Below are 15,497 nucleotides of genomic sequence, written 5' to 3'. Positions count from 1 at the left end.
TCAACCGTTGTAACCATTCGTAACCAATGAAACGTAAAAAGGCAGCGGAAGGGTCCCCATCCGCTGTCAAAGATTACTCATTCATGGCATTGTATCGTGCTTGCGTCTCGGCAATAGCGACGTCCTCTTGGCCGTACGCCTCTAGAACAGCCGCCTCGACTTTTTGACGCATATCTCCATTAATCGGGTGAGCGATATCGCGGAAAATCCCTTCTGGCGTCCGCTTGCTCGGCATCGCTACGAAAAGACCGGTACTCCCTTCAATGATTCGAAGATCGTGTACCACAAATTCATGGTCGAGTGTAATGGAGGCCAGTGCCTTCATTCTACCTTCCGTCGCGACTTTGCGAATTTTTACGTCTGTGATCTGCATGTTTCGCATCCCCTTTTCATCGTTGTCTAGACCGTGGTGTACCTTCTAAAAGGTTGAGATGATTCCAAGCGAACCGATTGACTTCGTACGAATCTTATACCCTTTCATCATAAAACGAAATCAAATTTTTGCCAATCACTTTAAGAACTGTTCGACGTTTCCTCGCGAAATGGTGACGAGCCCTTCATCCGAATCGACGTTCGTCAATTTCATCAAACTGACGTATTCGCTTACCATCTTCTTCTCGGCGCCTTCCGCTTCCATGAGGACACCGACACCCGCGAGGTTCGCTTCGAACTCATTCAAGAGACTCATCATCCCGCGAATCGTACCGCCCGCTTTCATGAAATCGTCAATCAACAAGACGTTCGCGCCACGCGGCAAGCTGCGACGAGCGAGCGCCATCGTGCGAATCGCCTTTGACGAGCCTGATACGTAGTTGATGCTGACCGTCGAACCTTCGGTGACACGACTGTCAGAACGAACGATGACGAACGGGACACCAAGTTGCTCGGCGACAGCGTACGCGAGCGGAATCCCTTTTGTCGCGATTGTCATGACGACGTCAACTTTACGATCGGCGAACACAGAGGCGAAGACTTGCCCCATCGGCTTCACTTGACGCGGGTTCCCGAGGACATCTGTCAAATAGAGATAGCCTCCCGGAAGCAACCGTTCCGGTTTCGACAATTGCTCACATAGGCCGTCGATCATCGAGAGCGACTTTTCCTTGCTCCAGCCTGGAATGAACATGACACCGCCGGCTGCCCCTGGCACTGTGACGAGTTTTCCCGTGCCATCATGCGAAAGCATTTCACTGACGATGACCAAATCTTCACTGATGGATGATTTGGCTGCTTTATAACGACTCGAAAACATCGATAATGAGACGAGCTGGTGTGGATGGTCCAGCAAATAACGGGTCATATCGACAAGACGACCACTTCTACGAATTTTCATACGGATTCCCCTTCACTTCTTCAATAATAGACGAATGTTCTAAACAGAATATATCATTCTCATTCGTCTTTGTTCAATGTTTTTTGCCGAGAATCCGAACGACGAACACTTCAGGACAAAATCCCTTCAGTCCATTATAGACACGATGTGCTTTTTGCTCGTGCTCAATCAATGCGAATACCGTTGGACCGCTGCCGCTCATGAGGACACCATCCGCTCCGCAGTGCAGCATCGTCTCTTTGATTTGGCGAACTTCCGGATGAAGTTCGAGCGTGACCGCCTCGAGGGCGTTTCCGAGATGTGAGCAGATGCCAGCGAAATTTCGATCCCGAATCGCCGTGACCATCGCCTCGGTGTTCGGATGCACAATCTTCTCCATCTGCACAGCACGATAGACGTCAGCCGTCGACACTCCGATTTTCGGCTTCGCCAATACGACGTAGCACGGCGGCGGTGACGGAATCGTCTCCAGCTGTTCGCCGCGTCCGCGCGCGATGGCAGTTCCTCCCATGACACAAAACGATACGTCCGATCCGACGGCGGCTCCGAGTTCGGCCAACTCTTCTAACGAGAGGCCAAGGTCGAACAATTCGTTCATACCCCGAAGTGTAGCCGCCGCATCGCTCGAGCCGCCAGCTAACCCTGCCGCCACTGGGATTTGCTTATCTAATACAATTTCGACACCCTGTTTGATATTGAATCGCTTCCGTAACAGCTCAGCCGCACGATAAGCCAAATTTCGATGGTCGTTCGGCACGTAGGCATGCTCGGACTGAATCCGAATCTCATCTGTATCGAGCACAGTCAATTCTAACCGGTCCGATAAGTCTACTGTCGTCATTACCATTTCCACTTCATGATAGCCATCTGTCCGCTTCCCAAGGACATCGAGCGTCAAGTTGATTTTTGCCGGCGCTTTCACACTGATCGTGCGCATATCGTTCACCCTTCCCATGTATCTCCTGTTCGCCATTGTACCGTAAACGAGCGCACAAAAAAAGAAGCAGCTGCCAATGCATCCGCCTCTCATTTATCGTTCAATTGCTGAATTCAATTTTAACTGTATCCGTTAGGACATCAGCGTAGCTATATGAGACACGTTCCACGTTATGATGGTCTTCATCCAATTTGACGACGAACACCGCGGGATACGTCTCAACGAGCGTTCCAAACCGAGTAACGACTTTCTTACGACCGCCGTTTGCTTTCAACGTCAATCGTTCTCCAACATGCGATTCGAGTTTCTGTCTGATTTCTTGCAACGTCTTTGGCATACGCTTCACCTCACTGTTACAAGTATAACACATTCAAAAACAAAAATAAAGATTAATATTATATCGATTCGTTATCCGGTCGTCAACTGTTTTTAAGTGGTAAAATTGTGTCAGCTAACCGTGCAAACTCCTCAAGCGAAAGCGTTTCGCCTCGCCGTTTCGGGTCGATTCCGGCTTCACCTAAAAACTGTTCGATTTCCATTTTTTTGTCTTTCCCGAGGTGATTCGTCAAGTTATTTAAGATCGTTTTTCGACGTTGTGCGAAACTGGCCCGGGCAAGCTCGAAGAAGAAGGCTTCATCTTTCACGTCGACCGCCGGTTTGGGACGCATCTTCAACGTGATGACCGCTGAATCGACGTTCGGGGCCGGCATGAACACGCTTTTTGGAACAATAAAGCTCACGTTCGCCTCCGCGTAATATTGGATCGCAATCGAGAGAGAGCCGTATGCTTTCGTCCCAGGCTTCGCTCCAATGCGCTCGGCAACTTCTTTTTGAATCATCATGACGAGTGAACGGAACTTGATTTGGCTTTCCAGTAAGCGCATGATAATCGGCGTCGTCACATAATACGGCAAGTTCGCCACAACCGAGATGTCTTCGATTCCCTGACTGAAAAACTCACGCTCGACGATGTCTTGAATATCGAGCTCAAGGGCATCGCCGTGGATGACATGCACATGTGGATAAGGAGACATCGTATCTTCCAGAATTGGAAGCAGACGTTGGTCGATTTCGAGGGCGACGACCTTTTTAGCCCGCTTGGCAGACTGTTCCGTCAATGACCCGATGCCGGGACCGATTTCAAGAACCCCGCTCGCTTCGCCCAACTCAGCTGCATCCACAATCTTGTTCAAAATATTTAAATCAATTAAAAAGTTTTGCCCAAGCGACTTTTTGAAAGAGAAGCCGTGACGTTCTAGAATTGATTTCGTGCGTTGGATTGTTGCAATGTCTTTCAATGATTTTCCTCCTCTAACTGAGCCAGTGCCCGTTCCCATTCCTCAATCGTGACCCGTAACGCTTCCACGCGCTTTACAAACTGTTTGGCGTTCGGTTCACCGATTCGGAGTAACACGCCGAGCCGTTTACGACGGCGCGCAGCGTCCGCTCCGCCAATCAAATCGGCTTCGAGCACCATCTGGCGGGTGACGAGCGGCATGTCAGTCTCAACTCGCTGTTCATACACCGCTTCGAGCACACGGCGAATCGTTGCCGGTGAAGCATGCTCGACCCCAATCTTGCCACGTTTATCTTTCGCTTCGGCCCGAGGTAAATAGGCATGCTTACATCCTTTAACCTGCTCCTCGACGATGGCCCGGATTCGGTCACCCGGGTAGTCTGGGTCCGTCAAAATGATAACGCCGCGCGTTTCTTGGGCGCGTTTGATTCGTTCGATCGTCTGTTTCGAGACGGCAGATCCGTTCGTTTCAATCGTATCGACGTCATATACTTCTTGAAGCCGCGTCGTGTCATCTCGACCTTCGACGACAATCACCTCTTGTATTTTTTCACGCATCATCGTTTCCTTCTTTCTCTTCTTGCTTCGGGATAACCCAAATCGTGAGCGGCTGACGCCCAAACGTTACCGCTTCTTCTTTCGTGTCCATCATCAAGTCAATTTTATGACCTTTGATCGCACTGCCTGTATCTAAAGCAATCGCCATGCCAAACCCTTCAACGTACACACGTGTGCCAAGAGGAATAATAGCGGGGTCGACAGCAATGATTCGCATCCCTTCATACAAAATCGTATCCGTCACATCATAACCACTACGGGTCAGAACCCTGTCATCAAATGTGACCGTGTCTTCTGCATTGTTCGTATACGCGGTCGCTTCGACGAGAAGTTGTTTCGCGGAAGTGAAGTCCAGCGCATCCTCGGCACGAGGTGTCTCTTCAATCTTAATCTCCGCCTCGTCTCGAAACGGACTCGACGGTTCGGTCGTGGCGGTCGTTTCTTGATTCGTTGCCGGTTCGATCTCCGGTTCGGCCACGACTTTCGTCCCACGTTTAATGATTTGAGGGCGTACGCTTTGTAGCGTTTCCACGCTCGTTTCGGTCCGATTTGTAATTGTACCATTTTCCACTGTCAGTGCATACCGCGTCCGTTCGAGTCCCGGGATGCCGACTTGCACGACTTCGGTCTCTCCAAGTTCGAGCGTATCGTCCTCTTTCATGACGATTTCAAACGGGATGAGACGACTCTCATATTGTACGACGTCTCGACTCACATTGACGCTGATGGTCATTCCATCCCGTACCGGTGTCGTGAGAGCCGGGACGACCGTATCTTGGTCAGAAACCGTCACATTCGCCTCCCGTAACGCCTGTTCGACAGTTTGAGCCATCGTATACAAGGTCTTCGCCTCGTCCCCGACGATGACATCGAGGGCGACGACAGGCTGGTAGCGAATCGTCATCCCTGATGTGACCGGTGCACGTACGCCCGGGTACACGTCGTCCCCTTCGCGTACACTCACTCCATAACGAAGCAACACGTCTTTGACGGTCCGTTCACGCGTCTCGATCGTCTCGACCTGGCCATAACCGATTTGAAGCGAGACGGTACGAGCTCGTTCGATATGAATCACTCGATCCGTCGGGACGTCGGCACTTAAAGCGGGAGTCACCATATCCGCCTCGTCGATCACGATACCGGTCTCGTCAAGCACTTCTAGCACCGAATCGCCGCGGCTTTCATGCACGGTTGTCACGCCGTCGTCGACGATGGTGATCGGTTCAGGCTGCATCGCCATATAGGCGAACACTGCCGTCGCTACGACACCAATACTCAAGATGATGCGCCTGAACATCATGGGAGACGGAATAGGCGCTTCGCATTGGCTGTCGTTGCTTCAGCGAGCGCGTCGTAGGACATGTCACGTAGCGATGCAATCTCTTCGGCGACGTACGTGACGTAAGCGGGTTCGTTCCGTTTACCACGGAACGGCGTCGGCGTTAAATACGGGCAGTCCGTCTCGACAAGGAGCCGATCGAGCGGGACTTGTTGCGCCACCGCCTTCGGGACTTTAGCGTTTTTGAACGTCACTGGTCCTCCGAGAGAGATGTAGAAGTTCAAGCGCAGACAGCGTTCCAACAATTCGACGGACATGCTGTAACTATGGAACACGCCGCCTACCTCTTCGGCATGTTCTTCCTCTAAAATATCGAGCACGTCGGCTGTCGCTTCCCGATTATGAATCACGATGGGCATGTTCGTCCGCTTCGCGATAGCGATTTGCTGCCGGAACACGCGTTGTTGGACATCTTTCTCCGACTTGTCCCAATGGTAATCGAGACCGATTTCCCCGAGCGCCATCACTTTCGGATGAGCCATTAGCGTCTCGATTCTCTTCAAATCAGCATCCGTACAATCGACGGCATCAACCGGATGCCACCCAACGATGGCATAGATATCCTCATACGTTTCCGCGAGCTCGATTGCCCGCGTGATTGTCGGGTTATCGAATCCGACGACGAGCATCGGGGAAACGCCCGCGGCACGAGCCCGCTCGATCGTCGCCTCGACATCCTCATTGAACTGCTCGGCATTGATATGGGTATGCGTATCAATCAACATGGTGCTTCCTCCTTATATAGACAAAGAGGGAGACCGAAGTCTCCCCCAAACGATTATTTGACGACGGCCCCGTTCGGCATATTCTCAGATACGGTCGCAAGCTCAAGCTTGCCGTCTTTATCAGCCGCTAAAATCATCCCTTGTGACAACTCGCCACGTAGTTTGACCGGCTTCAAATTGGCGACGACGATGACTTTCTTCCCGACCAAGTCTTCTGGCGCATACCATTCGGCAATGCCTGAGACGATTTGACGTGTCTCGCTACCAAGGTCGACTTGAAGCTTCAACAGCTTCTTCGCCTTCTTGATTTTATCGGCCTCGACGATTTGACCGACACGGAACTCGACTTGGTCAAAGACGTCGATTGTGATTTCTGGACGGACGTCCTCATCCTCAGCATCGCTCGCCTCCACTTCGGCTTCCTCGACACGTGCTTTCGATGCTTGACGCATCATTTCCTGAATTGCATCGATCTCTTCTTTTACATCACGACGTGGGAAAATCGGTGTCCCGTCGGTGACGACCGCTCCATCGAAGGCCGCAAACGTATCGAGCGCTTCCCATGACATGTCTTTCCCTTCAAGACCGAGCTGGCGGAACATTTCTTTTGGTGCCCGTGTCATGAACGGTTGAATCATGACCGCCACATGGCGAAGTACGCCGGCCAGATGCGTCATCACGGATGCGAGTTCACCACGCTTCGCTTCGTCCTTCGCAAGGACCCACGGTTGCGTCTCATCGATATATTTATTGGCACGGCTCACGAGTTGCCAAATGCTTGTGAGCGCGACGGAAAACTCCATGTGTTCCATGGCCGCTTCCGTCTTCTCTGTCGTCTCATTGACAACTTGAAGCAACGAGGCATCGAACTCCGTCACGTTGCCCGCGTAGGCAGGGATCTCGCCATCGAAATACTTCTTAATCATGGCCACGGTCCGGTTGAGCAGGTTACCGAGGTCATTGGCAAGGTCAAAATTCAAGCGATCTACAAACGCCTCCGGTGTGAACGTGCCGTCCGCTCCAAATGGAACTTCACGGAGCAAGTAGTATCGGAGCGAATCGAGTCCGTAGCGGTCGATGAGTGGAATCGGATCGACGACATTGCCTTTCGATTTCGACATTTTGCCGTCTTTCATGAGCAACCAACCATGGGCGAAAACTTGTTTCGGTAATGGAAGGTCAAGCGCCATGAGCAACGCCGGCCAAATGATCGTATGGAACCGGACGATTTCTTTTCCGACCAAGTGCACGTCGGCTGGCCAATAGCGGTTGAACAACTCGTCGTTGTCCGACCCATAGCCGAGGGCAGAGATGTAATTCGTGAGAGCATCGACCCATACGTACACGACGTGTTTCGGGTTCGATGGCACTTGGACACCCCAGTCAAACGTCGTCCGTGAGACGGCCAAGTCTTGGAGGCCCGGCTTCAAGAAGTTGTTGATCATCTCGGTTTTGCGCGATTCTGGCAAGATGAAGTCAGGGTGCGACTCGAAGTACTCGATTAAACGATCGGCGTACTTGCTGAGACGGAAGAAATAGCACTCTTCGCGTACAAGCTCGACCGGGTGACCGCTGTCAGGGCTCTTCCCATCAACGAGCTGTGACTCCGTGTAATACGTTTCATCAGGGATCGAATACCACCCTTCGTATTCACCGAGATAGATGTCATCGTTTTTCAGAAGCGTCTCGAATACGTGCTCGACGACGGCCTTGTGGCGGGCATCGGTCGTACGAATATAATCATCGTACGAGATTTCAAGACGGTCCCATAACACCTTGATGTCTTTAACGACTTCATCGACAAACGCTTGCGGCGTCACGCCAGCTTCTTTCGCTTTTTCCTGAATCTTTTGACCGTGCTCGTCTGTCCCCGTCAAATAACGGACGTCAAATCCTTTCAGACGCTTATAACGCGCGATCGCATCGCCAGCCACCGTCGTATAGGCGTGACCGATGTGTAGTTTGGCACTCGGATAGTAAATCGGAGTCGTAATATAAAAAGTAGGCTTCGCCATTGTATGTTCTCCATCCTTTCGACATTTGCAATTTCCATTATACACGGTTCGACAAAAGAATTTCCAAACCAATTGTTTGGAATTATTTTGTTATTACCTCATAAAAAATGTTCCAAAAAAACCCTTTCTTTGTTTCATGTCCTAACTTTCGGGGAATTTTAGGTATATATCGTTCTCATATCGCCAATTTTCGAAAATGTAGATTTCCAATAGTAAGCAGTTGACTGCAATTGGAAAGTTTAGTATGCTTTTTGCTGTAGTAACATTGTCGAATTTTGACGACTCATGTCACCAAGAGATTTCGACACCATTGGAGGAGGAAACACAAAATGAAATCTACAGGTATCGTACGGAAAGTTGATGAGCTCGGTCGTGTCGTCATTCCAATCGAATTGCGCCGCACACTCGGGATCGCTGAGAAAGACGCTCTTGAAATCTACGTCGACAACGATCAAATCGTGTTGAAAAAATACAAACCGAACATGACTTGCCAAGTGACGGGCGAAGTATCGGATGACAACTTCAAGTTGGCTGACGGTAAATTGATCCTTTCACCAGAAGGCGCACAACGCGTTCTCGTCGAGTTGAAAAACATGCTCGAAAACTACTACAGCGAAGAGTAAGCAAGGAATTCCTTGCTTACTCTTTTTTGTCGACTTGATGATAAGCGTCGTACACCTCGCCACGTGATAAACCGCGCTCTTTAGCGACTTGTTTGATAGCGGCGTTCGGCTTCAATCCGTCTTCGATATAACGATCGACGTGTTCGAGCGGCGATAACGCCTCCCACCAATCGTGTGTCGGTGCTATTTCCGTCGAACCAGCCACCATGACGACGAACTCACCACGTACCTCACCTTCACACCAAACAAGCGCTTCTTCTACCGTCCCGCGTAAAAACTCTTCAAACGTTTTCGTCAACTCTCGTCCGAGAACGAGTTGCCGATTGCCGAACGCGTCCTGAATCCCGGTCAGCATCTCTTTTAACCGATGTGGCGCTTCATAAAAAATGATGGTGCCCGGTTCATATTGCAAAGAAGATAACACATCGAGCCGCTCTTTCTTTTTACGTGGCAAGAATCCGTAATACAAAAACCGCTCGGTCGCAAGACCAGAGGCGACAAGAGCCGTCAACGCCGCGTTCGCTCCAGGGAGCACGACGACAGGGAGCTTCGCTTCAATGGCCAATCGCACGAGGTCACTCCCCGGGTCCGAGATCCCCGGCATGCCCGCGTCTGAGACGACGGCGACTGATTTGCCGGCCTCGATATCTTCGATTAAACGCGGGCCACTCACGTGCTTATTGTGCTCATGGTAGCTGACTAGTTTCGTCTCAATGCCGAAATGGCGACAGAGCTTCATCGTTTGGCGTGTGTCTTCGGCCGCAATCAAATCAACTTCTCCTAGAATTCGAACCGCTCGATACGTCATGTCTTCTAGATTTCCAATCGGCGTCGGCACAACATAGAGCGTGGGCCCATCAGTCTGATAACTTTTCTGTGAGTTCATTACTCGTTCCCTCCATCAATTGCTGTTTTTGAGCCCGCGTGAGTTGTTTGATGGACCATTCGTACTGCATGGCTTCACGTTTGGTCGCAAACGACCTGACATATCGTAACGTCACCGGGAGACGCGCTCGCGTATATTTCGCACCTTTACCGCTGTTGTGCACGTCCATCCGCTTATCTACATCCGTCGTATATCCGGTATAGTATGTGCCATCGCTACACTCGAGAATATAGGCAAAGTGCTTACGCATCGAGGATGGCCCGCATGTCGCTCGTATACGTGTCATCTTCCTCATAAACGACAAACGGAGGTAAGATTGTGAGCCCTGCTTTTCCATCTTTTGACCCCTCTATTAAAAGTGTATTTGCGTCTCGGCCTTGTTTCGGGTAAACGAGTTGCATTCGTTTCGGTTCAATCCGATACGCCCGCATGAGCGTTAGAATATCGAGTAATCGCTCCGGTCGATGGACGAAGGCTACCTTCCCACCCGGTTTGACGAGTTGACTGGCTGAGCGGATACAGTCTTCTAACGTGCAAAGCACTTCATGACGTGCAATCGTATGATGTTCATTTTGATTACGGAGCGAAGTTTCGTTTGCTAAAAAATAAGGTGGGTTGCACGTGACAACGTCATAACGAGCATGCCCTAGTACGCTGGTCGCATGTTTCACATCGCCTTCAAGGATGTGCAGTCTGTCACTTAAATCGTTAACGGCAATGCTTCGATTCGCCATATCAACGAGACGGGGCTGGATTTCAAGTCCTGTCACCGTTCCTTTCGTCCGATACGATAAAAAGAGCGGAATAGCCCCCGTACCGGCGCATAAATCAACGAGTCTTCCTTTTTGAATCGGGACCCACACAAATTCAGCCAGCAACACCGCATCCAATGAAAACGAAAATACATCATCACTTTGAATGATTTTTCCGGGACGTCCTAACAAATCATCAAGACGTTCACCTTGTTTTACAGTCACGCCATTTCCCTCCTACATAACGTACAAAGGCGACGGACGAGTATATACCCGTCTATCGCCCCTTATTAATGTTTATTTAGCATTGACATACAGAAGAGACAATCCCCGTCTTTTCTGACTTGTCCATAGTGCAAATTGCAGATATGAAACCCTTCTTGGTATAACGCCGCCAAGTTATTTTGTCCTTTTCCAGACAAGGCAATTTGAGGATCTCCGTTAGGTGTCTCGACTTCTGCGAGTTGTTCTACTTTTTCGCGCAGATGATGGTTCTCGAGATACATGTGTTGGTTTTCTTCGAGCAAATAGGCGAGTTGCTCTTTGAGCACCCCTAAATGCTCCGTCAACAATTGCATCTGTTGCTCGATCGCATCGACCCGCATCATGACTTCCTTTTTATCCATTCTTTCCACTGCTCAGCACCCCATCACTGTTTCGACGGTTTTCGTTTGACTGCACCGACTTCGACGAGTTCGTCGATTGTATACGTCACAACACGGGTCCGATCATTCAACTCGACTTGAATCAATTGATCCAAGATGTTGAGACCGATGACACGTCCGTCACCTTCTGGAATTTTGATTCGTTTTCCGACGTCTGGCAAATCCCGCTTTAATTCTTCATACGTATCGTTCTCGTATTTTAGACAGCACATGAGACGACCGCATACACCGGAGATCTTGTTCGGGTTCAAGGATAGGTTCTGATCCTTGGCCATCTTAATGGATACCGGTTCAAATTCCCCTAAGAACGAGGAGCAACACAACACACGGCCACAAGGTCCGATTCCGCTCAGCAATTTCGCTTCATCTCGAACCCCGATTTGGCGAAGCTCGATTCGAGTCCGAAACACACTCGCTAAATCTTTAACGAGCTCACGGAAATCAACACGGCCTTCTGCCGTGAAATAAAAGATGACTTTATTACGATCGAATGTATACTCAACATCTACTAACTTCATCTCAAGTCGATGTTCACGAATTTTTTCTTCACAGACGGCGTGAGCGTCAAAAGCGGCCAATCGATTATCTTGTACGATTTCGGCATCTTTTTGATCAGCGACACGAAGGATTGTCTTTAGCGGTAAAACCACTTCGTCTTCACCTAGTTGTTTACCAACTTGGACGATTTCACCGTACTCGATGCCTCGTACCGTCTCTACGATGACATGGTCCCCACGTTCAAGCGTTGCTTCGCCTGGTGAAAAGTAATAGATTTTTCCCGCTTCTTTAAAACGGACTCCGACTACTTCAAGCACGCTCTCCTATCCTTTCTGCAAATCGAACGTTAACCGTTCGAACGTTAATTGAGGATTGACGTTTGCCTCTAGTCGTCGAATCGCCTCATGGACAGATTCAATAGCATGGACGATTTTATGAACCGGACGATCTTTTACAAACGCGGTATATAGCGCTTGTTCTCTCGTAAACAACTCCGGGACATAGTCTGTTCGCACTTTGAAGTGGAGCGCTTGCTCCAACCAATTTCCGAACAGCTCGAGACCGACTCGCAATTCATTCCGCCCTTTAAAATGACCGAGCCATTTTTCTTGGGCGAATAAAAGCAATTCTTGCGGGCGTTTTGTCAATACTTCAACTAATTGTACCACTAGCCCATACGCCTGTACAAACCAGTCGTTGTGAAGCGCCTCACGCGCGTCTTCGAATTTCGGATATGTCTCTAAAGCAAGACGCGCTAAATCGCTCGTACATTGCACGTCTGCGACCAACGTTTCCACAAGCCGTTCTCGATCAATCGGTCGGAATACTAAATGCTGAGCTCGCGAACGAATCGTCGGTAAGAGAAGTTGTGGCTGAGTTGTTACCAAGATGGCTAGTTTCCCTACACCTGGCTCTTCAAAGAACTTCAATAGGCTGTTGGCGGCTTGTGGCGTCATCTTATGGGCTTGGTGAATCACATACACTTGACGGTCACCTTCTGCACCACGTAAAGACAAGTCACTCAATAACTGTTGCACCTGTTCTTTCTTAATGCTGGCTCCATCCGGTTCGACTTCCATGTAGTCGACAAGGTTTCCCGAATCCATTCGTCTACAGTTTCGACAGTTACCGCAGGGTTCTACCCCGTCAGGCGACTCGCAAAAAAGGGATTTCGCAAACAGCTGTGCCGTTTCAATCAAGTACGGTTCATAGTCACCTGAAAAGATATATGCATGACCGACCTTTTGAGCAACGATCGAGTTTTCAATCACTTTCGCAATAACCGTTTGAGATTTTGATAACTCCTGAAAACTCATGTTCGTGACCGTCCCCATTAAAACTGATGAAATCCTTCAATCGGCAAGACAAACACAGTCGCTCCGCCAACTTGGACTTCTACAGGATAAGGAATGTATGAATCAGCGTGTCCACCCATCGGTGAAATCGGCGTGATCATTTGATCCCTGCTCGAGCAGTTTGATTTGATTAACGCAAGTAGGTCATCTAACCGCTCTTTCGGTACACCAATCATAAACGTGGTGTTTCCTTCTTTCAAAAAACCTCCCGTTGTGGCTAATTTCGTTGCACGGAAGTCCTCTTCAATCAAAGCATCTGATAAGCGGGCACTGTCCTTATCATGTACAATCGCGATTACCATCTTCATCATTGCATCACTCCTCTTTCTTTTAATCGTTCTAACGTAATATCTAACACTTCATCCTGAATGGTTTCAATCGAGGCGTTCGCATCAATACGTACCATTCGTTCTGGATGTTGCTCTAATAATAATTGAAATCCTTCGTATACGCGTTGATGGAAAGACTCATCACGGCTCTCGATTCGATCTAATTGGCCTCTATCTTTCATGCGATGGCTCGCTTGATCCGGGGTCAAGTCAAAGAGAAACGTCAAATCTGGTTTGATCCCAGCAGTCGCCCAGTCGTTTAACGACAAAATTTGTGACAAATCATATTGGAGCCCATAGCCTTGATACGCAATCGAGGCATCCACAAATCGATCACATACGACAACTGCTCCACGGTGGAGAGCCGGTCGAATCACTTGATCAATGTTTTGAGCTCGGGATGCGGCATAGAGCATCATTTCGACTCGAGGCGTCATCTCATCATGTTCTGGCGAGAGCAAGACTTCTCGAATACTGTTTCCGACCTTCGTTCCCCCCGGCTCTCGGGTGACGACCACTTCATACCCTTGTTCAGTCAATGACTGAACTAACAATTGTAGCTGTGTTGTTTTCCCAGAACCATCTGGTCCTTCCACAGTAATAAACATACCTTTCACGCTTAAAACTCCTCTACGATAACATCAATTTGTTTCATCATAACATGTCTACTTGCCTGCAGGTTCCGTCCTAATGAAATCCATTCATTCAAAACTCGGATTTTCTCGTCTGTGATGACTTCTCCTCTTAGAATCCAAGGAATCCCCGGCGGATACGGAATAACGGTCTCTGCCGCAACAGAACCAATCGCTTGCTCAAACGGTAGACGTTCAATATCAGCGTCGTCCGATATAGAACGCAACAACGAAACGCGTTCAGTCATCGGGTAAGGATAGATTGTCTCATCTTCAACAATGAGCGGGACGTGCTGCGATGCATTTTTAATCAGTTTGACCCAATGTTGAATCTCTTGGCTTTTTAATTCCCTTAACGGCAAGCAGAATAACACGTGATCTTCTGCAGCTAGTTCCACGTCAATACCGATTGACGCTAAATGCTGGCTAAAGATCAGACCATTTTTAGGGTATGTTAACACAGTCATCTTGGTGAAGTCATCGCCCACTTTGATTGAAAACCCAGCACGTCTCATTTCCATGATGAATGAAAAATGACTCGTTTGAATATGAGTCCAATCTCGGTCACTCAAGTTTTCGAGGTACTCTCGGGCGTAATCAAGCGAGGCCATAATCAAGTAAGATGGGCTAGATGTTTGGAAAGATGAAAGCGCATGAAAGAGACGTTTTTCATCGATTTCTTCTTTATAATGAATCCATGCCCCCATCGTGAGAGCGGGCAATGTTTTGTGGGCTGATTGTACGACTGCGCTAGCCCCCTCGAAGATAGCTGATCGCTTTGGAAATGTAGGATGAATCAAATGAGCGCCGTGTGCTTCATCTACTAATAGGGGAATATTTAACGGACGCAAGTAAGCACTGATTTGCTGAATGTTTGCCATGTCTCCGTAATAAGTGGGAGACGTTAGGAGAAGCGCTTTTCCTCCTGGATACTGCAAGACAGCATCCTGAATTGTTTCTAGTGAAATGACAGTAGGCAAACTACTTCCTCTGTCTAATTCCGGTGTGAGTAAAATCGGTTCTAGACCAAGCCACTCAATGGCGTTCCAAACCGATTTGTGGGAATTACGTTGTACATACACTCGTTCTCCCCGTTTTACGGTTGCTGCTAATAGACTCCAATTCCCTGCAGTAGAGCCATTTACCAACCATTTGCTTTTACTCTGGTAAAGGGATCCTAATGCCTTTTCACCTTCTAAAATAATACCTTCCGCATGGTGTAAATCATCCAAGTGACCAAGCTCTGTTAAGTCATATGGCATAATTTTTTGGAAGGCCGTCGGAAGCTTTTCATCTCTCACCGTTCCATTGTGATGGCCAGGTACATGAAAAGAAACCCGTCCTTCTCGCACATGTTGCTCAAGCGTCTCCATAAATGTAAAAGGATTATGTTTAGGTTTTCGAGTCATTTAGACACCTTCCCATCCGAATTAAATACGACATATATATACAAAAAGAGACGACCAAGCGGATGCTTGATCGTCTTTCGCGTTGGCCTGGCAACGTCCTATCCTCACAGGGGGAGACCCCCAACTACTTTCGGCGCTGAAGCG

Annotated in this window: 19 protein-coding genes; 1 reads left to right on the top strand and 18 read right to left on the bottom strand. The window is 49.0% G+C overall.

What is annotated here, in order from left to right; genetic code table 11:
- Positions 1-73 precede the first annotated feature (73 nt).
- From spoVG to metG, 9 genes are all read right to left on the bottom strand, one after another.
- Complete coding sequence (spoVG, locus tag KNP60_RS15110; RefSeq protein ID WP_034781793.1) at positions 74-373, bottom strand: septation regulator SpoVG; 300 nt, start codon at positions 371-373, stop codon at positions 74-76.
- 135 nt (positions 374-508) lie between these two features.
- A complete protein-coding gene (purR, locus tag KNP60_RS15105; RefSeq protein WP_114165389.1) occupies positions 509-1,333 on the bottom strand; it encodes a pur operon repressor in 825 nt (274 codons plus the stop codon).
- A 73-nt stretch (positions 1,334-1,406) separates the two neighbouring features.
- A complete protein-coding gene (gene ispE / locus KNP60_RS15100; RefSeq protein WP_034781824.1) occupies positions 1,407-2,270 on the bottom strand; it encodes a 4-(cytidine 5'-diphospho)-2-C-methyl-D-erythritol kinase in 864 nt (287 codons plus the stop codon).
- Between the two features lie 100 nt (positions 2,271-2,370).
- Positions 2,371-2,607 carry a Veg family protein gene (locus tag KNP60_RS15095; RefSeq protein WP_021065751.1) on the bottom strand — a complete coding sequence of 79 codons (237 nt, stop codon included), beginning with the start codon at positions 2,605-2,607 and terminating at the stop codon, positions 2,371-2,373.
- Between the two features lie 82 nt (positions 2,608-2,689).
- Positions 2,690-3,568, bottom strand: coding sequence for a 16S rRNA (adenine(1518)-N(6)/adenine(1519)-N(6))-dimethyltransferase RsmA (gene rsmA / locus KNP60_RS15090; protein WP_214764672.1), 879 nt, complete (start codon positions 3,566-3,568; stop codon positions 2,690-2,692).
- Positions 3,565-4,125: a ribonuclease M5 gene (rnmV, locus tag KNP60_RS15085; protein WP_034781784.1), complete on the bottom strand. Its 561-nt coding sequence runs from the start codon at positions 4,123-4,125 to the stop codon at positions 3,565-3,567. The genes rsmA and rnmV overlap by 4 nt, the downstream gene beginning before the upstream one ends.
- Positions 4,118-5,404, bottom strand: a complete 1,287-nt coding sequence (locus tag KNP60_RS15080) for a 3D domain-containing protein (RefSeq protein WP_251131415.1) — start codon at positions 5,402-5,404, stop codon at positions 4,118-4,120. The genes rnmV and KNP60_RS15080 overlap by 8 nt, the downstream gene beginning before the upstream one ends.
- A 17-nt stretch (positions 5,405-5,421) precedes the next feature.
- The gene (locus KNP60_RS15075) at positions 5,422-6,189 is read right to left on the bottom strand and encodes a TatD family hydrolase (protein WP_034781781.1); all 768 of its coding nucleotides are present in this window, start codon (positions 6,187-6,189) and stop codon (positions 5,422-5,424) included.
- Between the two features lie 53 nt (positions 6,190-6,242).
- Positions 6,243-8,204 (bottom strand): methionine--tRNA ligase, encoded by a 1,962-nt coding sequence (gene metG / locus KNP60_RS15070; protein WP_034781779.1) that lies wholly within the window; start codon positions 8,202-8,204, stop codon positions 6,243-6,245.
- A gap of 329 nt (positions 8,205-8,533) precedes the next feature.
- Between metG and KNP60_RS15065 the strand changes: the two genes are divergently transcribed.
- A complete protein-coding gene (locus KNP60_RS15065; protein ID WP_012727742.1) occupies positions 8,534-8,827 on the top strand; it encodes a transition state genes transcriptional regulator AbrB in 294 nt (97 codons plus the stop codon).
- Positions 8,828-8,843: 16 nt separating this feature from the next.
- On the opposite strand, the gene rsmI is transcribed toward KNP60_RS15065, so the two are convergent.
- The 9 genes from rsmI to KNP60_RS15020 all read right to left on the bottom strand — a co-directional run bounded on the left by rsmI (position 8,844) and on the right by KNP60_RS15020 (position 15,353).
- Complete coding sequence (gene rsmI, locus KNP60_RS15060) at positions 8,844-9,713, bottom strand: 16S rRNA (cytidine(1402)-2'-O)-methyltransferase (RefSeq protein WP_214709874.1); 870 nt, start codon at positions 9,711-9,713, stop codon at positions 8,844-8,846.
- Positions 9,685-9,963 carry a GIY-YIG nuclease family protein gene (locus tag KNP60_RS15055; protein WP_034781773.1) on the bottom strand — a complete coding sequence of 93 codons (279 nt, stop codon included), beginning with the start codon at positions 9,961-9,963 and terminating at the stop codon, positions 9,685-9,687. Before KNP60_RS15055 ends, rsmI begins: the two co-directional genes overlap by 29 nt.
- Positions 9,956-10,690 (bottom strand): tRNA1(Val) (adenine(37)-N6)-methyltransferase, encoded by a 735-nt coding sequence (locus KNP60_RS15050; protein ID WP_034781771.1) that lies wholly within the window; start codon positions 10,688-10,690, stop codon positions 9,956-9,958. The genes KNP60_RS15055 and KNP60_RS15050 overlap by 8 nt, the downstream gene beginning before the upstream one ends.
- Positions 10,691-10,755: 65 nt before the next feature.
- Positions 10,756-11,091 carry a DNA replication initiation control protein YabA gene (gene yabA, locus KNP60_RS15045; protein ID WP_034781768.1) on the bottom strand — a complete coding sequence of 112 codons (336 nt, stop codon included), beginning with the start codon at positions 11,089-11,091 and terminating at the stop codon, positions 10,756-10,758.
- A gap of 23 nt (positions 11,092-11,114) precedes the next feature.
- A complete protein-coding gene (locus KNP60_RS15040) occupies positions 11,115-11,945 on the bottom strand; it encodes a PSP1 domain-containing protein (RefSeq protein WP_034781766.1) in 831 nt (276 codons plus the stop codon).
- Between the two features lie 6 nt (positions 11,946-11,951).
- A complete protein-coding gene (locus KNP60_RS15035; protein WP_214712705.1) occupies positions 11,952-12,944 on the bottom strand; it encodes a DNA polymerase III subunit delta' in 993 nt (330 codons plus the stop codon).
- Between the two features lie 17 nt (positions 12,945-12,961).
- Positions 12,962-13,291: a cyclic-di-AMP receptor gene (locus KNP60_RS15030; protein ID WP_029594397.1), complete on the bottom strand. Its 330-nt coding sequence runs from the start codon at positions 13,289-13,291 to the stop codon at positions 12,962-12,964.
- Positions 13,291-13,929: a dTMP kinase gene (tmk, locus tag KNP60_RS15025; RefSeq protein WP_214797794.1), complete on the bottom strand. Its 639-nt coding sequence runs from the start codon at positions 13,927-13,929 to the stop codon at positions 13,291-13,293. The genes KNP60_RS15030 and tmk overlap by 1 nt, the downstream gene beginning before the upstream one ends.
- Positions 13,930-13,931: 2 nt before the next feature.
- Positions 13,932-15,353: an aminotransferase class I/II-fold pyridoxal phosphate-dependent enzyme gene (locus tag KNP60_RS15020; RefSeq protein ID WP_233005511.1), complete on the bottom strand. Its 1,422-nt coding sequence runs from the start codon at positions 15,351-15,353 to the stop codon at positions 13,932-13,934.
- Positions 15,354-15,497: the final 144 nt, after the last annotated feature.

The sequence above is a fragment of the Exiguobacterium sp. s5 genome, from assembly GCF_018618075.1.
Lineage (GTDB): Bacteria > Bacillota > Bacilli > Exiguobacteriales > Exiguobacteriaceae > Exiguobacterium > Exiguobacterium mexicanum_A.
Note: the sequence above shows the minus strand (reverse complement) of the source record. Positions and strands in the feature narration are given on the sequence as shown.